The organism is Streptomyces sp. L500, assembly GCF_054551825.1.
The window spans coordinates 1-22,528 of record NZ_JBTOLC010000050.1; the positions used below are offsets into that span (position 1 = coordinate 1).

At 71.7% G+C, this 22,528-nt stretch carries 16 protein-coding genes; 9 read left to right on the forward strand and 7 right to left on the reverse strand.

All coding sequences use genetic code 11. The features are described 5' to 3' along the window. Positions 1–3,464, forward strand: a 3,464-nt coding sequence (locus ACX9I7_RS28460; RefSeq protein ID WP_459388942.1) for a multifunctional oxoglutarate decarboxylase/oxoglutarate dehydrogenase thiamine pyrophosphate-binding subunit/dihydrolipoyllysine-residue succinyltransferase subunit, incomplete at its 5' end; no start/stop codon positions are given. Between the two features lie 164 nt (positions 3,465–3,628). Beyond that, positions 3,629–3,808 (forward strand): DUF6104 family protein, encoded by a 180-nt coding sequence (locus ACX9I7_RS28465; RefSeq protein ID WP_126916014.1) that lies wholly within the window; start codon positions 3,629–3,631, stop codon positions 3,806–3,808. Between the two features lie 53 nt (positions 3,809–3,861). Here ACX9I7_RS28465 and ACX9I7_RS28470 read toward each other — a convergent pair whose 3' ends face one another. Further along, positions 3,862–4,683 (reverse strand): hypothetical protein, encoded by an 822-nt coding sequence (locus tag ACX9I7_RS28470; protein WP_189451448.1) that lies wholly within the window; start codon positions 4,681–4,683, stop codon positions 3,862–3,864. Positions 4,684–4,818: 135 nt separating this feature from the next. Here ACX9I7_RS28470 and ACX9I7_RS28475 point away from each other — a divergent pair, with 135 nt between their 5' ends. Both ACX9I7_RS28475 and ACX9I7_RS28480 read left to right on the forward strand, forming a co-directional pair. Next, positions 4,819–5,673 (forward strand): DUF4097 family beta strand repeat-containing protein, encoded by an 855-nt coding sequence (locus ACX9I7_RS28475; protein WP_459388943.1) that lies wholly within the window; start codon positions 4,819–4,821, stop codon positions 5,671–5,673. Continuing rightward, positions 5,673–6,671: a PadR family transcriptional regulator gene (locus ACX9I7_RS28480; protein WP_387566309.1), complete on the forward strand. Its 999-nt coding sequence runs from the start codon at positions 5,673–5,675 to the stop codon at positions 6,669–6,671. The genes ACX9I7_RS28475 and ACX9I7_RS28480 overlap by 1 nt, the downstream gene beginning before the upstream one ends. A 129-nt stretch (positions 6,672–6,800) precedes the next feature. Here ACX9I7_RS28480 and ACX9I7_RS28485 read toward each other — a convergent pair whose 3' ends face one another. The 4 genes from ACX9I7_RS28485 to ACX9I7_RS28500 all read right to left on the reverse strand — a co-directional run bounded on the left by ACX9I7_RS28485 (position 6,801) and on the right by ACX9I7_RS28500 (position 14,867). Next, positions 6,801–9,443, reverse strand: coding sequence for an ABC transporter substrate-binding protein (locus tag ACX9I7_RS28485; RefSeq protein ID WP_459388944.1), 2,643 nt, complete (start codon positions 9,441–9,443; stop codon positions 6,801–6,803). A 236-nt stretch (positions 9,444–9,679) separates the two neighbouring features. Further along, positions 9,680–12,328, reverse strand: a complete 2,649-nt coding sequence (locus ACX9I7_RS28490; protein ID WP_459388945.1) for an ABC transporter substrate-binding protein — start codon at positions 12,326–12,328, stop codon at positions 9,680–9,682. Positions 12,329–12,463: 135 nt separating this feature from the next. After that, entirely contained in the window at positions 12,464–13,897 is a 1,434-nt protein-coding gene (locus ACX9I7_RS28495) for a cellulase family glycosylhydrolase (RefSeq protein ID WP_459388946.1), read from the reverse strand. Between the two features lie 7 nt (positions 13,898–13,904). Continuing rightward, positions 13,905–14,867, reverse strand: a complete 963-nt coding sequence (locus ACX9I7_RS28500; protein WP_459388947.1) for a zinc-binding dehydrogenase — start codon at positions 14,865–14,867, stop codon at positions 13,905–13,907. A 218-nt stretch (positions 14,868–15,085) separates the two neighbouring features. Between ACX9I7_RS28500 and ACX9I7_RS28505 the strand changes: the two genes are divergently transcribed. Further along, positions 15,086–16,429, forward strand: coding sequence for a hypothetical protein (locus tag ACX9I7_RS28505; RefSeq protein ID WP_459388948.1), 1,344 nt, complete (start codon positions 15,086–15,088; stop codon positions 16,427–16,429). Positions 16,430–16,515: 86 nt separating this feature from the next. Here ACX9I7_RS28505 and ACX9I7_RS28510 read toward each other — a convergent pair whose 3' ends face one another. After that, positions 16,516–17,730: an NAD(P)-dependent malic enzyme gene (locus ACX9I7_RS28510; protein ID WP_459388949.1), complete on the reverse strand. Its 1,215-nt coding sequence runs from the start codon at positions 17,728–17,730 to the stop codon at positions 16,516–16,518. A gap of 589 nt (positions 17,731–18,319) precedes the next feature. Here ACX9I7_RS28510 and ACX9I7_RS28515 point away from each other — a divergent pair. The 4 genes from ACX9I7_RS28515 to ACX9I7_RS28530 all read left to right on the forward strand — a co-directional run bounded on the left by ACX9I7_RS28515 (position 18,320) and on the right by ACX9I7_RS28530 (position 22,101). Then, entirely contained in the window at positions 18,320–19,288 is a 969-nt protein-coding gene (locus tag ACX9I7_RS28515) for an ABC transporter substrate-binding protein (protein ID WP_387566326.1), read from the forward strand. A 359-nt stretch (positions 19,289–19,647) separates the two neighbouring features. Further along, positions 19,648–20,532 carry an amino acid ABC transporter permease gene (locus ACX9I7_RS28520; RefSeq protein WP_358627246.1) on the forward strand — a complete coding sequence of 295 codons (885 nt, stop codon included), beginning with the start codon at positions 19,648–19,650 and terminating at the stop codon, positions 20,530–20,532. Further along, positions 20,529–21,290 (forward strand): amino acid ABC transporter ATP-binding protein, encoded by a 762-nt coding sequence (locus ACX9I7_RS28525; protein WP_387566329.1) that lies wholly within the window; start codon positions 20,529–20,531, stop codon positions 21,288–21,290. Before ACX9I7_RS28520 ends, ACX9I7_RS28525 begins: the two co-directional genes overlap by 4 nt. Before the next feature lie 169 nt (positions 21,291–21,459). Then, entirely contained in the window at positions 21,460–22,101 is a 642-nt protein-coding gene (locus ACX9I7_RS28530) for a CGNR zinc finger domain-containing protein (protein ID WP_387566332.1), read from the forward strand. Here ACX9I7_RS28530 and sodX read toward each other — a convergent pair. Continuing rightward, positions 21,993–22,457 carry a nickel-type superoxide dismutase maturation protease gene (gene sodX / locus ACX9I7_RS28535; protein WP_392754749.1) on the reverse strand — a complete coding sequence of 155 codons (465 nt, stop codon included), beginning with the start codon at positions 22,455–22,457 and terminating at the stop codon, positions 21,993–21,995. The genes ACX9I7_RS28530 and sodX overlap by 109 nt on opposite strands. Positions 22,458–22,528 lie beyond the last annotated feature (71 nt).

Consider the following 22,528-nt stretch of genomic DNA (forward strand, 5'->3'; position numbering starts at 1 on the left):
CCGCGCAGGCCGCTCCCGCGGCTCCGGCCAAGCCCGCCGTGGCGAAGCCCGCCGTCGCCAAGCCGGCCGCCGCCAAGGCCGCCGAGCCGGGCGCGGGCCCCGAGTTCGTGACGCTGCGCGGTCCGTCCGCCGCGGTCGCCAAGAACATGAACGCCTCCCTGGAGCTGCCGACGGCCACGTCCGTCCGCGCGGTCCCGGTGAAGCTGCTGTTCGACCAGCGCATCGTCATCAACAACCACCTGCAGCGCGCCCGCGGTGGCAAGGTCTCCTTCACGCACCTCATCGGCTACGCCATGGTGCAGGCGCTGAAGCTGATGCCGTCGATGAACTACTCCTTCACGGAGAAGGACGGCAAGCCCACCCTCGTCAAGCCCGAGCACGTCAACCTCGGTCTGGCCATCGACCTGGTCAAGCCGAACGGTGACCGCCAGCTCGTCGTCGCGGCCATCAAGAAGGCCGAGACCCTGAACTTCTTCGAGTTCTGGCAGGCCTACGAGGACATCGTCAAGCGCGCCCGCGTCGGCAAGCTGACGATGGAGGACTTCACCGGCGTCACCGCGTCGCTGACCAACCCCGGCGGCATCGGCACCGTCCACTCCGTGCCGCGCCTGATGCCCGGCCAGGGCCTCATCATCGGCGTGGGCGCCATGGACTACCCCGCCGAGTTCCAGGGCACCTCGCAGGACGCCCTGAACAAGATGGGCATCTCCAAGGTCATGACCCTGACCTCGACGTACGACCACCGGGTCATCCAGGGCGCCGCCTCCGGCGAGTTCCTGCGGATCATGCACCAGCTGCTCCTCGGCGAGAACGACTTCTACGACGAGATCTTCGAGGCGCTGCGCATCCCCTACGAGCCGGTCCGCTGGCTCAAGGACATCGACGCCTCGCACGACGACGACGTCACGAAGGCCGCCCGCGTCTTCGAGCTGATCCACTCCTACCGGGTCCGCGGCCACGTCATGGCCGACACCGACCCGCTGGAGTACCGCCAGCGCAAGCACCCCGACCTCGACATCACCGAGCACGGCCTCACCCTGTGGGACCTGGAGCGCGAGTTCGCGGTCGGCGGCTTCGCCGGCAAGTCGATGATGAAGCTGCGCGACATCCTGGGCGTGCTGCGCGACTCGTATTGCCGCACCACCGGCATCGAGTACATGCACATCCAGGACCCGAAGCAGCGCCGCTGGATCCAGGAGCGCGTCGAGCGTCCGCACCACAAGCCGGAGCGCGAGGAGCAGCTGCGCATCCTGCGCCGCCTGAACGCGGCCGAGGCGTTCGAGACGTTCCTGCAGACGAAGTACGTCGGCCAGAAGCGCTTCTCGCTGGAGGGCGGCGAGTCCGTCATCCCGCTGCTGGACGCGGTGCTGGACGCGGCCGCCGAGTCCCGGCTGGACGAGGCCGTCATCGGCATGGCCCACCGCGGCCGCCTGAACGTCCTCGCCAACATCGTCGGCAAGTCCTACGCGCAGATCTTCCGCGAGTTCGAGGGCAACCTCGACCCGAAGTCGATGCACGGCTCCGGCGACGTGAAGTACCACCTGGGTGCCCAGGGCGTCTTCACCGGCCTGGACGGCGAGCAGATCAACGTCTCGCTGGCCGCCAACCCGTCCCACCTGGAGACGGTCGACCCGGTCGTCGAGGGCATCGCCCGCGCCAAGCAGGACATCATCGGCAAGGCCGGCACGGACTTCACCGTCCTGCCGATCCAGCTGCACGGCGACGCGGCCTTCGCGGGCCAGGGCGTCGTGGCCGAGACCCTGAACATGTCGCAGCTGCGCGGCTACCGCACCGGCGGCACCGTGCACATCGTCATCAACAACCAGGTCGGCTTCACCGCGCCGCCGGAGTCCTCGCGCTCGTCGATGTACTGCACCGACGTCGCCCGGATGATCGAGGCGCCGATCTTCCATGTGAACGGTGACGACCCGGAGGCCGTGGTCCGCGTCGCGCGGCTCGCCTTCGAGTTCCGCCAGGCGTTCAACAAGGACGTCGTCATCGACCTGATCTGCTACCGCCGTCGCGGCCACAACGAGTCCGACAACCCGGGCTTCACCCAGCCGCTGATGTACGACCTGATCGACAAGAAGCGCTCGGTGCGCAAGCTCTACACCGAGTCGCTGATCGGCCGTGGCGACATCACCCTGGAAGAGGCCGAGCAGGCCCTCCAGGACTACCAGGGCCAGCTGGAGAAGGTGTTCGTCGAGGTCCGCGAGGCCGACACGACCCCGGCTCCCGCCGAGGTCCCGGCGGCGCCGCTGGACGGCTTCCCGGTCGCGGTGGACACCGCGGTCTCCCAGGAGGTCGTCAAGCGCATCGCCGAGTCGCAGGTCACCCTCCCCGAGGGCGTCACGGTGCACCCGCGTCTGCTGCCGCAGCTGCAGCGCCGCGCGGCCAGCGTCGAGGACGGCACCATCGACTGGGGCATGGGCGAGACCCTGGCCTTCGGCTCCCTGCTGATGGAGGGCACCCCGGTCCGGCTCGCCGGCCAGGACTCCCGCCGCGGCACCTTCGGCCAGCGCCACGCGGTGCTGGTGGACCGGGAGACCGGCGAGGACTACACCCCGCTGCTCTACCTCTCCGAGGACCAGGCCCGCTTCAACGTCTACGACTCGCTGCTCAGCGAGTACGCGGCGATGGGCTTCGAGTACGGCTACTCGCTGGCCCGCCCGGACGCGCTCGTGCTGTGGGAGGCGCAGTTCGGCGACTTCGTCAACGGCGCCCAGTCGGTGGTGGACGAGTTCATCTCCTCCTCCGAGCAGAAGTGGAACCAGACCTCTGGTGTCACCCTGCTGCTGCCGCACGGCTACGAGGGCCAGGGCCCGGACCACTCCTCGGCCCGTGTCGAGCGGTTCCTCCAGCTCTGCGCGCAGAACAACATGACGGTCGCCATGCCGACGCTGCCGTCGAACTACTTCCACCTGCTGCGCTGGCAGGTCCACAACCCGCACCACAAGCCGCTCATCGTCTTCACCCCGAAGTCGATGCTGCGTCTGAAGGCCGCGGCGTCGAAGGTGGAGGAGTTCACCACCGGTCGCTTCCGTCCCGTCATCGGCGACGACAGCGTCCAGCCCGAGGCCGTCCGCAAGGTCGTCTTCTGCTCCGGCAAGGTCTACTACGACCTGGAGGCCGAGCGGCAGAAGCGCGGCAGCACGGACACCGCCATCATCCGTCTCGAGCGTCTCTACCCGCTGCCGGGTGAGGAGCTCCAGGCCGAGATCGCCAAGTTCAAGAACGCCGAGAGCTACATCTGGGCGCAGGAGGAGCCGGCGAACCAGGGTGCGTGGCCGTTCATCGCGCTCAACCTGATCGACCACCTGGACCTGGCCGTCGGCGCCGACGTCCCGGCCCGCGAGCGACTGCGGCGGATCTCCCGTTCGCACTCCTCGTCCCCGGCGGTCGGCTCGGCCAAGCGCCACCAGGCCGAGCAGGCGGCGCTGATCGCCGAGGTCTTCGACGCCTGAGTGATCGCCGCCTAGCGGCTGAGCAGTAGCACCACGAAAAGGTGGGCTCCCCCTCGTCGGGGGAGCCCACCTTTTCCCGTCGAGCCCGTCCTGTCGGCGGGGGGCGGGGACGTGCCGCCTATCCTGGGCGGGACCGATTGGCTCATCCTCTGACGGAGATCACGTTGTACTTCACCGACCGCGGCATCGAGGAGCTGGAGAACCGGCGGGGCGAGGAGGAGGTCTCCCTCGGCTGGGTGGCCGAGCAGCTCCGTACGTTCGTCGACCTCAACCCCGACTTCGAGGTCCCGGTCGAGCGCCTGGCGACGTGGCTGGCACGGCTGGACGACGAGGACGACGAGTAGGACCCGCGGACGCCGGACGGGCCGAGTTCGTCAGCCCGGCCCGTCCGGCGTTCTCAACGCTCGCGCGAGCGCCACACGTCGTACGCCAATGTGAGCGCGCCGTCCGCGACGAGGACCGCGCCCGCGGTCTTCAGCCCCCGGCGGCCGCCGCGCCGCCCGAGCGCCCAGAGCGACACCCCCGCCAGAACCTCCGCCGCGCCGAGCGCCCGCGCCCGCGGCCCCCGCACCCACCGCCCCAGCGGCCCCCGCTCCGACGCGTCGAGGCCGTCGCGCACCATCGTGCGCCAGCCGGGCCACTCGACGGGCTCCGCCTCCGGCGCCGCGTCCGCCGCCGCGCGCAGTGCGGCCGCGCCCGTGCCCGGGGTCAGGCCGGGCGGCAGGTGGAGGCCGGCCCGGGCCAGGACGGCGACGAGCCCGAGCACCCGCGCGGCCGCGTCGGCGTCCGAGTCCGGCAGGGTGAGCCGGTCGAACGCCTCCGCGTCGAGCACCGGGTCCAGGCCCAGCCGGGCCCGCAGCGCCGTCATGGCGCTCTCCTCCCCGAGCGGCGAGCCGTCCGCCAGCCAGGTGTAGCCGACCGTGCGGCGGAAGCCCGCCGCGACGACGAAGCCGGCTCCTTCCGCGTCCCACCACAGGCCCACGGCCGGCCAGGGTTCGGCGACGGTCAGGGCGTGCGCCCACTCGGCCGTCAGGGCGGCCGGGCTCGCGCCCTCCGCGTGCCAGGCGTCCTCCCCCGGCACCAGCACGGTCCACTCCTCCCCCGCCGGGGCGAGGAGCAGCGGCTCGCGCAGGAGCTGGGCGGACGGACGGACGCGGTCGGGCTCGGCCCGGCAGAGCAGCAGAACTCCCGCTGCCGGGCTGTGATCAGTAGCGGACATGCGTCAACGCTATGCCACTCGGAAGACCCTTGACTTCCCGGGGCCACGATATATCGTGTTCTGCAGGAGACGCGATATGTTGCGTCGCGGCGGTGCCGCGTGCGCAGCACTACGCCCGTACGGAGGAGGCCCGGAATGCCGGACCGGTCGCAGTGGTCACTGGCCGCACCACAGAAGCTCACCTTCGAGGAGCCCGTCACGGCGCTCGCGGTGCGCGTCGTGGGTGGCACCGTCAATGTCGTGGGCACCGACAGCGGCCCCGCCGGGCTGGAGCTGTCCGAGATCGAGGGGGCCCCGCTCGTCGTCAGCCTGCGGGAGGGCGTCCTCACGGTCGCCTATGACGACCTGCCCTGGAAGAACATCCTCAAGTGGTTCGACCGCGACGAGTGGAAGCGCTCCGTCACGATCACGCTGACCGTGCCCACGGCCACCCGGGTCGAGACCGGTGTGGTCGGCGCGAGCGCCGTCGTCTCCGGCATCGCGGGCCCCACGGAGGTCCGCGGCGTCACGGGGGACGTCACGCTCGTCGGCGTGCGGGGCGACGTCCGCGCGGAGTCCGTCTCCGGGCGGCTGGAGGCCCAGGCCCTCGCCGGCGACCTGCGCTTCAACTCCGTCTCCGGCGACCTGACCCTGATCGAGGGGACGGGCGGCCGGGTCAAGGCGGAGACCGTCAACGGCGACGTGACCATCGACCTCGCCGACGCCGCCCGCACCCCCGATCTCGCGCTGACCACCGTCTCCGGCGAGGTCGCCATCCGGCTGCCGCAGCCGGTCGACGCCGATGTCGAGGCCAACACCACCAGCGGCCCGGTCTCCTGCGCCTTCGAGAACCTGCGGGTCGGCGGGCAGTGGGGCGCCAAGCGGATCACCGGCACGCTGGGCTCGGGCGGCGGCAAACTCAAGATCACCACCGTCTCCGGCGCGGTCGCGCTGCTGCGCCGGCCGCCGTCCCCCGATGACGACGCCCCGGCGTCGGGAAAGGTCCTCTGATGCCCCCCGTCTTCGGCCACGGCCGGCTCCGCCTGTATCTGCTGCGCCTCCTCGACGAGGCCCCGCGCCACGGCTACGAGGTCATCCGCCTGCTGGAGGAGCGCTTCCAAGGGCTCTACGCCCCCTCCGCCGGCACCGTCTACCCCCGCCTCGCCAAGCTGGAGGCGGAGGGCCTGGTCACCCACACCACCGAGGGCGGCCGCAAGGTCTACTCGATCACCGATGCCGGCCGCGCCGAGCTCGCCGACCGGCGGGGGGAGCTGGCCGAGCTGGAGCTGGAGATCCGCGAGTCCGTCGCCGCGCTGGCCGCCGACATCCGCGAGGACGTGCGCGGCGCCGCCGGCGATCTGCGTCGCGAGATGCGCGAGGAGGCGCTGAAGGCCCGTACGGAGCCGGGTGCCGCCGGCTCCGGAGGGGATTACTTCGCCGGGGCGAAGGAGGAGTTCCGCAAGGCCAAGGAGGAGTGGAAGGAACAGGCCCGCCGGGCGAAGGAGGAGAGCCGCCGCGCCCGCCAGGACGCCCAGACGGCCCGCCGCCAGGCCCGGCAGGCGCAGGAGCAGACGCGCCAGGAGGTGCGGCGCATCGCCGAGCGCGTCCAGGAGCAGGTCCGTGAGCACGCCCGGCACGGCGACTGGCCCGCGGGCATCGCCGAAGGCGTCGGCGCGCTGGCCAAGGATCTCGGCGTACTGGCGGGACAGATGCGCGCCGGACGGGCACCGGGGCAGTCCGCCGACGAGCCGGTGATCGTCGTGGAGCGGGCGGAGGACGAGCCGCTGAGCGCCTCGTACCCGCTGCCCGAGTGGGCAGTCGCCGACGACGCCCTCTCCAAGGAACCGGCCCGTGACCTCGACCGGCTGCTGGACCGCTTCCGCGACGAGGTGCGGGATGCCGCGCGCGACCATGGGGTGACGCCGGATCAGCTCCGCGAGGCGCGGGCCCGCTTGGCGGATGCCGCCGCGCGGATCGGGGGGCTGCTGAAGGCGCCGCAGGCGCCGTAGGGGCGCGGGGAACTGCGCGACCAGCCACAGGCGGCCCGCAGCCGCCCTCGGTGCCCAGGAGCATCCTGCAACTGCGGGCCGCCTTGGGCTGAGCGCGCAGTTCCCCGCGCCCCTTGCGGGGCGTCCCCGCTACAAGGCGTCCCCCGCGTCCCGGGGGCACTCAAAGGCGTCCCCCGGCCCCCACGCCGTCTTCTCGTCGCCGCTGTCGCGGACCCCGCACTCCAGCGCCACCTCGGGGCCCTGGCGGGTGTCGTGGAGGATCAGCAGCCGCTTGTCCCGGGGCACCTTCCGGCCCTGGTCGTAGACCAGGGTCCCGGTGGCGCCGCGCACCCCGTCGCCGCCTCCGGCCCCCGACGCCAGCACGGTCTGCACCGTGTCGCGTGAGAAGGAGCCGGTGCCGGAGGTCTGGCGGGCGGTGTTCACGGCGGTGGCCAGCAGCCGCAGCGCGTCCCAGGCGACGGGGGCACGGCCGTCGTTGCTCCACAGGTCGTCCTTGCCGTACGCGTCGAGGTACTGGGTACGGAAGGCCCGGCCCACCTCGTTGGGCCAGTAGCTCTTGGGCACGGCGTGCGCCGCGTAGTAGAGCCGTACGCCCGAGTGGCGGCTGCTGGGCTGCTGGGCGTCCACGACGGCGCTGGTCAGGTCGTTGCCCCCGAGGGCCGTCACATGTCCCCGGCAGGAGGTGCCGTTGTCGAACTCGTCGAGGAACGCGGAGAACTCCGTGCCCCGGCCCGCCCAGTACACCACCGTGCGGGGCTCGGCCTTGATCCGCCGACAGACGGAGGCCGCCATGTCCGCCAGAGTGCGGGCCCGTTCGGTCCGGTCGTCCTGCGTCGGGTCGAAGGGGGTCTCCGGGTCCGCCGAGTAGAGGATCGTGCGGGTGTTCTTGAACTCCTGGACGAAGCGGCGGCGCAGATTGTCGCTGTAGCGGTCGGTCGGGTCGGCCACGACCACCGCCTCCCGGGCGGGGGCGCACACCCCGGGCGAGGTCTCCACGATGTTGCCGCGCCGGGCGAACTCGGCGGCGACGCGCGCCTCGCGCCGGTTGTCCGGCGCGACCTGCCGGTACATGTGGTGCTGCTGCATCTGCTCCGCCGTCGTCACCGTGCCGATCACGGGGAGTCCGGCGGCGCCGAGGGTGTCCCGGGCCTTCAGGGTGGCCGTCCGGCTCTGCCCCAGCCCGACCACGCCCATGATCTGCTGGCTGCCGCCGCTCTTCCGCTCCTCCTCGGCCTCCTTGGCGATCCGTTCGGCCGCCTCGGGCGCCTTGGCGAACTGCTGGCCGCCGTCCTCGACCCGTACCCTCAGCCACACCTTGCGGGCCTCGTCCCGGGACGCCTCGCGGTTGAGCGCCTCCTGGGCGAGGGCGATGCCGCGCAGTTCGGGGATGGAGCCGCTGTACATGCCCTCCTTCCAGGTCTCGGCGACGGCGGGCACCCCGAGATAGACGACGGTGCGGACGGCCGTGTTGGGGCGTTTCGCCGCCGCGTCGGCCTCCGCGTTCTGTGTCCTGATGGAGGCCAGCGCCTGCTCGTACAGCTCCTTCGGGGAGATCTCGGGGACCTTGCCCGGCGCGGCCGGCTCCGGCATGGCGACGCTCGCGCCGACGCACTCGGTGCTGGTCTCCGCGCCGATCCGGGCCACCGCGAACTGCGCGACGAGCGACAGCGCCGCGACCGTCGCCACCGTCATCACGGCGGCCTCGACGCGCGGCGCGCCGTCGGAGTAGACCTTGCGGGGCTGGATCTCCGGGTAGCCGCGCAGCCTGCTCTCGGCCTCCTCGTCGGGGCGGCCGTCGTAGGGGCCCACCCCCACGGTCACGGTGCGGCCCCGGCCCCGGCCCTGGCTGCGGGTCCAGGAGTCGATGGTGGTCGTGGCCGCCGCGAGGGTCTGGGCGGTGTCCCGGCCGTCCCGGCCGACGGCCAGCAGCGCCACCGCCGTGCTGCCCGTCCGCTCGACCGCCCCGGGGAACCCCCGGATCACGCTCTCGGTGACCGAGTCCGGCGCCCCCACCCGGGGCAGGACGAGGACGAACCGGCTCCGGCGCCGCCGGACCCACGGTGACAGCGCCCGCCTGCGCTGGACGGCGTCCTCCAGATCGCTCAGCAGCGCGCACAGCAGCGCGTCGGTCCGGCCGCGGGCGACGGCGTCGTGGTGGGCGAAGAAGTCGCCGCGCCCGGCGGGTATCCCCGCCCAGCTGCGGAACCAGCCGTTCTTGCCCATCATCCGGCGCTGCTGCCGCCGGCCGTACAGCCAGCGCGGCAGCACACCGAAGAGCGGCCGGCGCGCCCAGTGCCACAGCCAGCCCGGAATGCTCGCGGGCGCCTGGTCGTCGCCGCTGATCGCGTAGAGGGCCTTGAGGAAGAGCGAGGTCTTGCACCGTTCCGCGTAGCACTGGTCGCGGAAGTCCCGCGCCCGTACCGACGGTTGGGTCTCCCGGGTGCGGGCGTCGGCCAGGGCGCGCACGAGGTCGTAGCGCCGCAGCCGCAGCCGGCCGAAGCCGGGGGGCCGGTTCTCATGCAGGGCGATCTCGATCTGCTCGAAGACGTCGTGGGTGCGCGAGGTGGAGCCGACGCGCCGCGTCGTCTCCTGGACCCGGGCGAACGGGACGAGCGCCCGCCCCCGGACGCGCAGCCGTTGGCACTCGCCGTCGGCGATCCGCTCCGCCTCGACGCCGCCCGGCGGCGACACGAGGAGCACCCTGGCGGAGGGTCCGCGCCGGCCCGGTGGCACCAGGACGAACTCCTCGAAGGCCGTGACGAAGTCCCCCACGGACGGCAATGGTGGTACAGGCGTGGACACGCTTCACCCCCCGAACGGCCCGGAGCCGGGCCGGCAAGCCCCTTCCACGACAAGCGGTCACGGCAAGGGACACGGGGATACGCCCCCGTGAGCCCATCATCCTCAGCACTCCCGGGGTACGCCACCCACTCCGGCGCACTTCGTCGCGCGCCCCGGCGTGAACGTCACGGCGCGCCCCTCACCGCAAGACCCTCACCGCGTCACGCTCAGTCCGGGTCCTGTTCGTCCCGGGGGCAGTCGAACGCCCCGCCCGGCCCCCAGGTCCTCTGCTCCGTCCCGCTGTCGCGGTACCCGCACTCCAGCGACACCTCGGGGCCCTCGCGGGTGTCGTGGAGGATCAACAGCCGCTTGTTCACCGGCACCTTCCCGCCGTTGGCGAAGGCCAGCGCCCCCGTGGCGCCCTGGATGCCGGAGGGGCCGCCGACGCCCTTCACGAGGTCCGACTCGACCATGCCCCGGGTGAGGAGGGAGGAATGCGAGTCCTGGTAGGCGGAGTTGACGGCCTTCGACAGCACCTGCAGCGCGTCCCAGGCGAGCGGGGCCCGGCCGTCGTCGCTCCACCGGTCGTCGTCGCCGTAGGAATCGCGGTACGCCTGCCGGAAGCGCTCGCCCATGGCGTTGGCGGGGTAGCCGTTCGGCAGGACGTGCGCGGCGTAGTAGAGCCGCACCTTGGGGTGGCGCTTGCTCGGCTGCTGGTCGTCGAGGACCACGCCGGTCAGGTCGTCGCCGCCGAGCACCGTCAGCCCGTCGTTGCACGGCATGCTTCCGTCGAACTCGTCGAGGAACGCGGCGAATTCGTTCTGCCGCGCGGCCCAGTAGAGCACGGTGCGCGGGTCCTCCTTGATCCGCGCGCACACCGTCCGGGCCATGTCCGACAGGGAACGCGCCCACTCCGTGCGGTCGTTCGGGGGGTCACGCCGATCGGACGGTTTGCCGGGGTTGGGTGTATACCAGATGGTGCGGGCGTCGGGGAACGCCGCGACGAACCGCGTGCTCAGGTTGTCGCTGTAGGTGTCCTCCGGGTCGGCCACGACCACCACCCGGCGGGCCGGGGCGCAGCGGCCGGGCGCGGTCTCCACGAGGTTGCCGTAACGGGCGAAGGCCGCCGCGATCCGGGCCTCGCGCCGGTTGTCGGGGGCCACCTGCCGGTAGAGGTCGCTGCGCTGCATCGCCTCGGCCGTCGCCACGGTGCCGACCATCGGCACATCGGCGGCCGCGAGGGTGTCACGGGCCTTGAGGGTGTCCGGGCGGCTCTGCGCCAGCCCGACCACGCCCATGATCTGCTGGGCGCCGGACGGTTCGGCCCGGATCTCCCGCGCCAGCCGCTCGGCCACCTCGGGCGCCTTGGAGAAGCGCATCCCCGCGTCCTCGACCCTGACCTTCAGCCAGACCTTGTCGTTCACCCTGGCCGCCTCGCCGTTGAGCTCCCCCTGGGCCAGGGCGATGCCGCGCAGTTCAGGGATGGCGCCGCTGTAGATGCCCTCTTTCCAGGTGTCGGCGAGCGCGGGCACCCCCAGGTAGACCACGGTGCGGACCATCGCGTGGTTCACCCGGGCGGCCACGTCGGCGAGGTCGTTCTGGTTCTTGATCGTGTCGAGGGCCTCCTGGTACACCACCTTGGGGCTCCGGCCGGTGGTCTTGCCCGGCGGGGCCGACTTCGCCTCGGGGACGGTGGCGCCGAGGCACCGGGTGTTCGCCGGCCGGGGGAACAAGAGCACGACGCCGTAGGCGAGGAGCGACAGCACCAGGACGCCCGCCAGTGCGAGGCCCAGGGCCTCCCAGCGCGGCGCGGCGGCGGAGGGCGCCCCGCCGTCGAGGCCGATCTCCGGGCGGCTGTGGAAGAAGCTGTCGGCCTCCACGTCGGTCCCGACGTCGTGGGGCGGTACGGCCACGTGGACGGACCGGCCCCGGCCCCTGCTCTGGCCGGGCGTCCAGGAGTCGACGGTGTTGGTGGCCGTCGCGAAGGACTGGGGCGCCTCCCGCCCGTCCTGATAGCCCACGGCCAGCAGGGCCACTGCCGTGCTCCGGGTCAGCTCGACCGCCCTGGGGAAGCCCTCGACCACGCTCTCGGTGAGCGAACCGGCCGCGCCCGCCTTGGGGAGGACCAGGACGAAGCGGGTGCGGCGCCGCCGGACCCACGGCGAGAGGCGGCGGCGCCCCACGGCGTCCTCCAGATCGCCGAGCAGCGCGCACAGCAGCGCGTCGGCCTTGCGGCCGGTCACCTTCTCGTGCTGCCCGAAGAAGTCGCCGCGTCCGTCGGGGAGCCCCGCCCACTCCCGGAACCAGCCGCCTTCGCCCATCATGCGGCGCCGCTGCCGCCGCCCGTACAGCCAGCGCGGCAGCACCTCGAACAGCGGCCGGAGGGGCTGCCACATCCAGGACGGCACGCCGGGGACGTCGGCGAGGCTGATGGCGCGCAGGGCCTTGAGGACGACCGAGCTCTTGCGCCGCTCCTCGAAGCACTTGTCGCGCAGGTCCCGGGCGCGTACGTCCGGATCCCGCTCCCGGGAGCGGGCCTCGGCGAAGGTCCGCACGAGGTGGTAGCGCGGCAGCCGCAGCCGGCCGAACCCCTCGGGCAGGTTGCCCAGCAGGCCCTGCTCGATCTGCTCGAAGACGTCCGGGCCCCGGGTCCCGGGTAACTCCAGGACCCGGGCGTACGGGACGAGCGCGCGCCCCCGCACGCGCAGCCGTCCGCATTCCCCCGTGGCGATCCGCGCCGCCACGTCCGGATCGCCCTGCGGCATGAGCACGATCCTGGCGGAGGGTCCCCGCCGCTTCGGCGGCGCCACGACGAACCTTTCGAACGCCGCGATGAAGTCGCCCACGGACGGCAGCGGTGGAATCGGCGAGGACATGGCTTCACCCCCGGCGGCCCGGAACCGGACCGGCACGTTCATTCACAACGACGCGCGACCGCGCGGTGAACAGCAGGGCGAGCGCCCCCGGAGTGCATCATCCTCAGCGCTCCCGAACAGCGCCACCACTCCTCGTCACCTCACAGCGTGTCCCGCCGTGGCCATGACCGTGACCGGGCCCGCCGCCCTTCCCGTCGCATACAGGAACACCGTGCCGCGCCGGCCCGGCCGCACGGTTCCGCCGCTGGTCCGGGCCGGTCCGGTCACGGTGACGCGCCAGCCATGGGGGTCGGGCGGCAGGGAGAGCTCGCTGGTTCCTCCGGGCGAGGGCAGATAGGTGAGCCGGTAGGAGCGCGCGCCGGGATCGTACGCCTCGGCGCGGGGCGTATCGGCCACAGCGGGGGCGTACGGGCGGGCCGTGCGCTCCTTGTTGGGGCGGAAGCTCCCTTGCCGGTCCATGGCGCAGTACGTCCCCCCGTAACACCACTGCCAGCTCGCCCACCCGGACGCGTAGCGCCCGATGGAGGCGATGGCGTCCTCGTAGAACCGGCCCATGTTCGGCAACGAGCTGTCGAGCGGGCCCCACTCCCCCACCACCACGGGCACGCGCTGCTCGCGCGGGTAGTGGACGACGGCCGCCTCGTAGGCCGCCAGCCAGCCGGAAGCGGGGTCGTAGTCCCGGCCCAGCTCCATCGCGGCGTTGTAGAAGTGCGGCGCGTAGACGATCTTCGGGTCGGCCACCCGGCCCAGGCCCGTGGGCTTGCCCTCGCCCGCCGCCGGGGTGGGCTCGATGAAGATCCAGTGCTTCCGGTCCACCTCGCGGATCGCCCGCGCGAGGCGCCGGTACATGGGGGTGACCTGGGTGGCCTCGATGCGGCGGGCGGCCGTGAACAGGTCCTCGCCGGGGCGCATCCGGCCCATGGGCTCGTTGATCAGGTCATAGCCCAGGACGGCCGGGTGGCCGGCGAGGCGGCCGGCCAGGACCCGCCACATCCGCTCCTGGGCGAGGCGCAGGTCGGCGTCCTCGTAGAGGTGCTCGAACGCGGCCTGGACGGCCGGTTCGAAGTACTCGGCGAACCAGTCGTCGGGGTGCTGCCGGTAGGGCAGCCCGTCGGTGCGGGTGGCCCACGCGGGGATGCCCCGGTGGCCGCCGAAGGCCGGTCCGTAGACGTCCTGGTGGGCGTCGATCAGCACCCGGACCCGGTACTTCGCCGCCCAGTCCAGGACGCGTCCGATCTTCCGCAGATACGTTTCGCTGTATTCACCGCGCCGGGGTTCCAGGTCGTCCCAGAAGACCGCCAGCCGGGCGAAGTCGAACCCTCTGCCCGCCATGTCGCGCAGCGAGCGCTCGGTGATGTCCTCCAGGGCGCGTTCGCCCCGGTGCTCCTTGTCCGCGAGGTTCCAGCCCCGCAGGGTGAGCGCCCGGCCGTGCTCGTCGGTCAGCCGGGGGATTTCGGGGCCGGGGCGAGCGTGAGCCTCGGCGGCTCCGGCGGTTTCGGGCGCGAGAAGGGTCAGGAGACAGGTGATCGCGGCAAGGAACGCCGCCGTGCGCGAGCGTCTCTTCGGCATCCGCCGTTCATACCGTCAGCACGACCTTCCCGAACAGATCGCCGCTGTTCATCTTTTCGAAGCCTTCACGCGCCCGGTCCAGGGGCAGCACCGTGTCGATCACCGGCCGGACGCCCGTGGCCGCACAGAAGGCGAGCAGGTCGGACAGCTCCTCCTTGGTGCCCATCGTCACGCCCGCGACATGGAGTTCATGGAAGAAGATCCGTGTCAGCTCGGCCGCCGGGGGACGGTCGCCGCTGGTCGCACCGGAGATCACCAAAGTGCCGCCGGGCCTGAGCGACTTGACCGAGTGCGACCAGGTGGCCGCGCCCACCGTCTCGACGACCACGTCCACGCGGTGCGGCAGCCGCGCCCCCGGCTCGTACGCCGCCTCCGCGCCCAGCTCCACGGCGCGCTCGCGCTTGGCCGCGTCGCGGCTGGTCGCGAAGACCCGCAGCCCGGCAGCCGCGCCCAGCACGATCGCCGCCGTGGCCACCCCGCCGCCGGCGCCCTGCACCAGCACGCTCTGCCCGGGCCGCGCGCACGCCTTGGTGAACAGCATCCGGTAGGCGGTCAGCCAGGCCGTGGGCAGGCAGGTGGCCTCCTCGAAGGACAGCTCCTTCGGCTTGGGCAGCACGTTCCAGGAAGGCACGGCGACCCGCTCGGCGAAGGTGCCCTGATAGCGCTCGGTGAGGATCGAGCGCGGCTCGTCGGGCCCCACGCCGTGGCCGGTCTCGCCGATGACGGAGTGGAGGACGACCTCGTCGCCGTGCTCGTCGACGCCCGCCGCGTCACAGCCGAGGATCATCGGCAGCGCGTCCTCGCCGATCCCCACGCCGCGCAGCGTCCACAGGTCGTGGTGGTTGAGCGAGGCGGCCTTGACGTTGACGATCGTCCAGCCGGGGCGTGCCACGGGCTCGGGGCGCTCCCCCAGTTCGAGGCCGTTCAGAGGCTGGTCGCGGTCGATGCGTGCGGCGTAGGCGGCGAACATGAGCCGAACCTAGTGGCGGGGCGCGGCGGAGGAAACCACATGGCGCTGTGACACGCGCCGCGTCGTGATCGGGCGCGTGGTGTCTTGACCGGGCGCGTGGTGTCTTGACCGGGTGCGGGGTGTCTTGACCGTGGGCCGACCGGACTGTTGGCTTCCTCCGCGCACTCCACGCGCACACGCGCGTATCCGCGAGGCGCGACCACGCGAGGGGGACCACCATGCGACGTTCCAGACGCGCCACCGCCACAGCCGCGTTACTCGTCGGCTGCACCGCCGTCCTGCCCCTGACCGGCGCCGGTACGGCGGGCGCCGCCGCGCCGGGGGCCCTCGCCCGCGTCGAGCGGGTGAACACCGCCTCCGACGGCGCCCAGGCGAACGCCGAGAGCATCGGCGCGAGGATCAGCGCGGACGGCCGTTTCGTCACGTTCGAGACCGGCGCCACGAACCTCGTGCCCGGCGCCACCGAGCCGATGCGCCGTGTCTATGTGAAGGACCTGCGCACCGGCCGCACCGAGCTCGCCAGCGTCGCCTCCGACGGCACGCCCGCCGACAGGTCGTCGTGGACGACGTCGATCAGCGGTGACGGCAGGTACGTCGCCTTCGACTCCGAGGCCAAGAACCTGGCCCCGAACCGCAATCCGGGCGACTACTACGACGTGTTCGTCCACGACCGGGTCACGGGCCGCACCGAGGTGCTCGTCGAGAACAAGGGCACGAAGCCCGCGCACAGTTCGGCCCCGTCCATCAGCGCCGACGGCCGCTACGTCGCCTTCTCCTCCGACCGGGACGACCTGGTGCCCGGTGACACCAACGGCCGCACGGACGTGTTCGTCCGCGACCGCCTGCGCGGCACCACGAAGCGGGTGAGCGTCACGAGCGACGGCGCCCAGGCCGACGGCTTCTCCGTCTCCCCCGAGATCAGCGCGGACGGCGGCAAGGTCGCCTTCCTGAGCATGTCCGACCTGGTCACGCCGCCCGGCGGGGAGAAGGCGCTCCAACGGCCGCGCGCCCGGGGCCTGTACGTCCACGACCTGCGCACCGGCCGCGTCCAGCGCGGCGCCCCGTCCCGCGACGGCGGGGGCGTGGCGGTCGACGGCGACTTCGCGCTGAGCCCCGACGGCCGGTACTCGCTCTTCTCCTCCGCCTCCGACGCCGTGGTGGAGAACGACACCAACGGCAAGGCCGACGTCTTCGCCACGGACCTGCTCACCGGCGTCACCCGGCGCGTCAGCGTCGCGGCCGACGGCTCGCAGGCCGACGACAGCTCGTACCGGGGCGCGGTCATGAGCGGCGACGACCGGCACGTGTTCTTCATGTCCCTGGCCGCCAACCTCGTGCCCGGTGACACCAACGGCGTCGAGGACGTCTTCGCCAAGGACCTCGTGACCGGCGCCGTCGAACGGGTCAGCGTCGCCGCCGACGGCTCCCAGGCCGACGGCTGGTCCGGCGGCCCGAGCGTCGACCTGACCGGGCGCACGCTCGTCTTCGGCAGCGCCGCGGACAACCTCGTGCCCGGCGACACCAACAAGGTGTACGACGCCTTCGTCCGCCGGAGCCGGTGACGCGCCCGGTCCGCCCGGCATGAACGGCGAAGGGCCGGTCCGGACCCCACGGTCCGGACCGGCCCTCCCCGTCAAGGCTCGGGGCGTCAGCGTCGCGCGACGCCGTCCGCCCGCGCCGCCGCGGCCACGGCGGCGGTGACCGCCGGGGCGACCCGCTCGTCGAACGGCGAGGGGATCACCTTGTCCGCGCTCAGCTCGTCCGCCACCACGGCGGCCAGCGCCTCGGCCGCCGCGATCTTCATACCCTCCGTGATCCGCGACGCCCGCACCTGGAGGGCACCCGCGAAGATGCCGGGGAAGGCGAGGACGTTGTTGATCTGGTTGGGGAAGTCGCTGCGCCCGGTGGCGACGACGGCCGCGTACTTGTGGGCGACGTCCGGGTGGATCTCCGGGTTCGGGTTGGCCATCGCGAAGATCAGGCAGTTCTCGGCCATCTTCGCGACCGCCGGCTCCGGCACCGTGCCGCCGGAGACGCCGATGAAGACGTCCGCACCGTCCAGCGCCACCTCCAACGGCCCCGTCAGACCGGCCTTGTTGGTGAAACCGGCCAGCTCGCGCTTGACGTCCGTCAGGTCGGCGCGGTCGCCGGAGACGATGCCCTTGCGGTCGCACACGGCGACGTCGCCGATGCCCGCCTCCACCAGGATCCGGGCGATGGCCACACCGGCCGCGCCCGCGCCCGAGATCACCGCGCGCAGCTCGCCGAGCGTACGGCCCGTCAGCCGCGCGGCGTTGCGCAGCGCTGCCAGGGTGACGACGGCGGTGCCGTGCTGGTCGTCGTGGAAGACGGGGATGTCCACGCGCTCCTGGAGCCGGCGCTCGATCTCGAAGCAGCGCGGCGCGGAGATGTCCTCCAGGTTGATGCCGCCGAAGGAGGGCGCCATGCGGGCGACGGTGTCGATGAGTTCGTCGACGTCACGGCAGTCGAGGGCGATCGGGACCGCGTCCACGCCGCCGAACTGCTTGAAGAGGATGGCCTTGCCCTCCATCACGGGCAGGGACGCCTCGGGGCCGATGTCCCCCAGGCCGAGCACCGCGCTGCCGTCCGTCACGACCGCGACGACCTGCGACTTCCAGGTGTAGTCGTACACCAGCTCCGGCTGTTCGGCGATGGCGCTGCACACCTTGGCGACCCCCGGCGTGTAGGCGAGGGACAGGTCGTCCTTCCCCCGGAGGGGAACGGTCGCCTGAACCGCCATCTTGCCGCCACGGTGCAGCGCGAAGGCCGGATCGAAGAACTCTGCGCGAGCCCCTTCGTCCGTGCCGCTGTCGCTGCGAGGATTCACGATCTCCGCTGCCACTTTTCTTGACCCCTTTGTCGTAAGTGCAGATCGAGGGTAACCGCCTCTGGGTGTGGGAGGCGGGTCGGGCACATGTCCGAACCATGTCCGGACCCCGGACGGCGGATGACTTCCGTGCGACGGGGCGGTACGGACAAAGCGGGCGCGCCGCACATGCGCGCCCTGAGCCCCGGGTGAGGGGTGTAACTGGTCTTTCTACCGGAAGACCAGTACGGCCGACGAGTGAGTTCCGGGCCCCGGTGGCGCGAACCCGACACGCGATCACGGCGGAAACGTGTCAACTGGTCCTGGACGCGCCAAGGTGTCCACGAAGTGAGACGCAGCGGGCGTGACCTGCGTCTCGCGCCAGGAAGCCGATCAGAACAGACACAGCAGCCCAAGGGGTGTGAACCGCCCGGTAACGAATGGGGATCACCCGTTATCCGATTTTGACATGGCTGGCCCCCCGAATGGGGCAGTCCGGATGGCAAGATGCGCAGACCGCACGAGGTCGCGTCGCACGAGGAAGTGTGCTGCGACTTCTTCCGCGGTTTCGCGTGATTGCCGAATTACCTGTCGTATACCCCCTCAACCGCAGGAGGAACGAGCAATGACCGCAAGCACCACCCCTCGCCCGGCTGCCGCCTGGAGTCGTTTGGCCGCCGTCGGCGCGATCGCGGTCGCCGGCACCCTGCTGCTGACCGGTTGCGGCGACCAGAGGAACAAGACCGGCAACGAGTCGGGTCAGTCGGCCGCCCAGGGCGCCTCGGCCCCGCTCTTCGCCAAGCTCCCGAAGAGCATCCAGGACGCCAAGGTGATCAAGGTCGGGTCCGATATCGCCTACCCGCCCGTCGAGTTCAAGAAGGACGGCAAGACGGTCGGTATCGACCCCGACATCGCCGCCGCCCTGGGCAAGCAGCTCGGGGTCAAGGTCGAGTTCAACAACGGCACCTTCGACGCCCTGCTGACCGGACTGCGATCCAAGCGTTACGACATCGCGATGTCCGCGATGACGGACACCAAGGACCGGCAGGAGGGCAACGACTCCAAGACCCACAAGAAGGTGGGCGAAGGCGTCGATTTCGTCGACTACTTCAACGCCGGTGTCTCGCTCTACACGAAGAAGGGCGAGACCAAGGGAATCAGCAGCTGGAGCGACCTCTGCGGCAAGAAGATCGCGGTCCAGCGCGGCACCGTCTCCGAGGACCTGGCCAAGGCCCAGTCGGAGAAGTGCGAGAAGGACGACAAGGACAAGATCGCCATGGAGGCGTTCGACAACGACCTCGAGGCCCAGACCCGCCTGAAGGCCGGTGGCGTCGACGCCGTCTCCAGCGACTTCCCGGTCGCGGCCTATGCGGTGAAGACCGCCGACGGCGGCAACGCCTTCGAGATCGTCGGCGACCAGGTGGAGGCCGCGCCGTACGGCATCGCCGTCTCCAAGGGCAACACCCAGCTGCGCGACGCCCTCAAGGAAGCGCTCGACGCGATCATCAAGAACGGCGAGTACGAGAAGGTCATCAAGACCTGGGGCGTCGATGCGGGCGCCATCAAGGAAGCGAAGATCAACGGCGGTTCCTGACCTTCGTTTGTCCTGGCTGTCCCCCCTCCTCGTATGGCAAACGCTGAAAGGCATCCCCCGTGACCGCTTCCCCCGACAAGCCCGACAAGGCGTCCGAGCCCGACAAGGGGCCGGAGCCTGCCAAGACTCCTGCGGCCGGCCAGACCGACAAGGCGTCTGAGCCCGACAAGACGCCTGCGGCCGACACCGACAAGGCAGCGGAATCCTCGAAGGCCGAGCAGCCGGAGAAGAAGGCTTCGGCTGACAAGACGAGCGAGCCGGAGCAGAAGGCCCCGGCCGACCCGCCCGCCGACGACCCGCCCGCCGACCCGCCCGCCGGCAAGGCCACCGCGGCGGCGGAGCCGGGCGAGCCCGAGGCCATCAAGGCCATTCCGGTCCGCCACTACGGCCGGTGGATCTCCGCCGTCGTCGTGCTGGCCCTCCTCGGCCTGATCGTCAACGCCTTCGCCTCGGCGAACGTCCACTACAGCGCGATCCCGGACTACATCTTCGACTCCTCCGTCGTCTCGGGCCTCGGCAAGACCGTCCTGATCTCGCTGCTCGCGATGCTGCTGGGCCTGGTCCTCGGCATCGTCCTGGCCGTGATGCGGCTGTCGAAGAACCCGGTGACCTCATCGGTCTCCTGGCTCTACATCTGGTTCTTCCGGGGCACCCCGGTCTACGTCCAGCTGCTGCTGTGGTTCAACCTGGCGCTGATCTTCCCCTACATCAACCTCGGCCCGATCTACCGGGACGAGATGAGCGACTTCATGACCCCCTTCATGGCCGCGCTGCTCGGCCTGGGGCTCAACGAGGCCGCCTACATGTCCGAGATCGTCCGTGCCGGCATCCAGTCGGTCGACGAGGGCCAGACCGAGGCCGCCCACGCGCTCGGCATGAGCCAGGGCAGGACGCTGCGCCGGATCGTGCTGCCGCAGGCGATGCGCGTGATCGTGCCGCCGACGGGCAACGAGTTCATCAACATGCTCAAGACCTCGTCGCTGGCCGCGGCGGCGGCCCAGTACCTGGAGCTGCTGCGCTCCACCTCCGACATCGGGCAGACGACCGGTGCGACAGTGGAGATGCTGTTCCTCGCCGCCACCTGGTACCTCATCCTGACCAGCGTCTTCAGCGTCGGCCAGTTCTATCTCGAGCGGCGTTTCGCCCGTGGCGCGCTGCGCAGCCTGCCGCTCACCCCGTGGCAGAAGGTCAGGGCCAACCTGGCGGCCTTCGGCAACCGTTCCAAGGGAGGCGTCAGCGCATGAACGCGATGGTGAAGGCGCAGGACGTCCACAAGTCCTACGGCGCCGTGCAGGTCCTCAAGGGCATCGACCTGGAGGTCGCCCCGCGCGAGGTGTTCTGCCTCATCGGCCCCTCCGGTTCGGGCAAGTCGACCTTCCTGCGGTGCATCAACCACCTGGAGAAGATCAACGCCGGCCGGCTCTACGTCGACGGCCAGCTCGTCGGCTACCGCCAGAAGGGCGACAAGCTCTACGAGCTCAAGGACAGCGAGGTCGCCCAGAACCGCCGGGACATCGGCATGGTGTTCCAGCGCTTCAACCTCTTCCCGCACATGACGGCGCTGGCCAACATCATGGAGGCGCCGATCCAGGTCAAGGGCGAGACGAAGGCCGTGGCCCGGGAGCGCGCCCTGAAGCTCCTCGACCGCGTCGGCCTCGCCGACAAGGCCGGCAACTACCCCTCCCAGCTCTCCGGCGGCCAGCAGCAGCGCGTGGCCATCGCCCGGGCGCTGGCGATGGAGCCGAAGCTGATGCTCTTCGACGAGCCGACGTCGGCGCTGGACCCGGAGCTGGTCGGTGACGTCCTCGACGTCATGCGGGGCCTGGCCGAGGACGGCATGACGATGATCGTGGTCACCCATGAGATGGGCTTCGCCCGGGAGGTCGGCGACTCGGTCGTCTTCATGGACCAGGGCGTCGTGGTGGAGTCGGGCCACCCGAGGGACGTGCTGACCAATCCCCAGCACGACCGGACGAAGTCGTTCCTGTCGAAGGTGCTGTAGTCCGCCGGGACGCGGTGGCCGCCGGCGGGGTGCGGCGAGGGGCGGTACGGCCGAGGGCCGTGCCGCCCCTCGGCACGAGCGCCACGACATCCTTGTAATACCCTCGAAGCAGAATCGGCCATTACTGGTCGACGACAGCGACCTCGGCCCGGCGGCGTAAGGACTACAAGTGGAACTGGCCTCTTACTCGGACTTCGCCGTGCGGCTGGTCAACACCGAGCAGCCCACGCGCGGCACCGACACCCTCACCACCCTCGACGCGGCCCGCGAGCTGTTCGGGACCGCGTCGCAGGCCGCCCGCCGGCTCGTCGACGGCGACCTGACCCGGATGCGCGCGGCCCGGGCCCGGCTGCGCGCCGTCTTCGAGGCCGCGTCGGAGGGCGACGAGGTACGGGCGGTGGACCTGCTCAACGCGCTGCTGATGGAGTTCCCCGTCAGCCCCCAGATCTCGGGCCACGAGTACCGGGACGAGGACGGCCGCCCCAAGTGGCACATGCACATCGCCGACCACGCGGCCAACGCGGGCGCCGTCTACACCGCCACCGCGAGCATGGGCCTGGCCGTCCACCTCACCGAGTACGGCGTCGACCGCCTCGGCATCTGCCAGGCCGCGCCCTGCCGCAACGCCTACCTCGACACCTCGACCAACCGCTCCCGGCGCTACTGCTCCGACCGCTGTGCCACCCGGGCGAACGTCGCCGCCTACCGGGCCCGCAAGCGCCTGGAGAACGCCCGCCCCGCCGTCCCGGCCGAGCGCAGCGGCCGCACGGCCTCGGTCGCCCAGGACAGCAGCGCGCCCGCCGACCGCTGACCGGCCCCGGGCGGCGGCCGCAGCCGCAGCCACGCCCGGGCCACCACGAACTCCTCCGGCACCGCGCCGAACTCCCGGCTGTCGTTCTCCACCAGCGGGTTGTCGCCCATCACCCACCAGCCGCCGTCGCGCCGCTCCACCGCGCGTTTGACGATCAGCAGGTCCTGGCGGAACGGGTGGCGCAGCACCACCACGTCCCCCGGCCGCACCGGGGCCCCGTACCGCACGATCAGCTGATCGCCGGGGTTGAGCGTGGGCACCATCGAGGGGTTGTACACCTCGGCCAGCCCGACGCGCAGCAGCCCGCGGCGCTCCCGCTCCTGCTCGTGGCCGCGCTCGTCCAGCTGGTCCTGCATCACGGCAACCTCCGCGTCCGTCGTTCCGCCAGTACCGGACTGACACTGGACTTTTGTCCTAAGCCCCCCGG

What these genes read in the sequence shown, in the direction of transcription:
- sodX (WP_392754749.1), bottom strand. Translation starts at nt 22,457, where the DNA reads ATGCAGGACCAGCTGGACGAGCGCGGCCACGAGCAGGAGCGGGAGCGC.
- ACX9I7_RS28475 (WP_459388943.1), top strand. Translation starts at nt 4,819, where the DNA reads ATGCCGGACCGGTCGCAGTGGTCACTGGCCGCACCACAGAAGCTCACC.
- ACX9I7_RS28505 (WP_459388948.1), top strand. Translation starts at nt 15,086, where the DNA reads ATGCGACGTTCCAGACGCGCCACCGCCACAGCCGCGTTACTCGTCGGC.
- ACX9I7_RS28490 (WP_459388945.1), bottom strand. Translation starts at nt 12,328, where the DNA reads ATGTCCTCGCCGATTCCACCGCTGCCGTCCGTGGGCGACTTCATCGCG.
- ACX9I7_RS28480 (WP_387566309.1), top strand. Translation starts at nt 5,673, where the DNA reads ATGCCCCCCGTCTTCGGCCACGGCCGGCTCCGCCTGTATCTGCTGCGC.
- ACX9I7_RS28470 (WP_189451448.1), bottom strand. Translation starts at nt 4,683, where the DNA reads ATGTCCGCTACTGATCACAGCCCGGCAGCGGGAGTTCTGCTGCTCTGC.
- ACX9I7_RS28495 (WP_459388946.1), bottom strand. Translation starts at nt 13,897, where the DNA reads ATGCCGAAGAGACGCTCGCGCACGGCGGCGTTCCTTGCCGCGATCACC.
- ACX9I7_RS28515 (WP_387566326.1), top strand. Translation starts at nt 18,320, where the DNA reads ATGACCGCAAGCACCACCCCTCGCCCGGCTGCCGCCTGGAGTCGTTTG.
- ACX9I7_RS28525 (WP_387566329.1), top strand. Translation starts at nt 20,529, where the DNA reads ATGAACGCGATGGTGAAGGCGCAGGACGTCCACAAGTCCTACGGCGCC.
- ACX9I7_RS28500 (WP_459388947.1), bottom strand. Translation starts at nt 14,867, where the DNA reads ATGTTCGCCGCCTACGCCGCACGCATCGACCGCGACCAGCCTCTGAAC.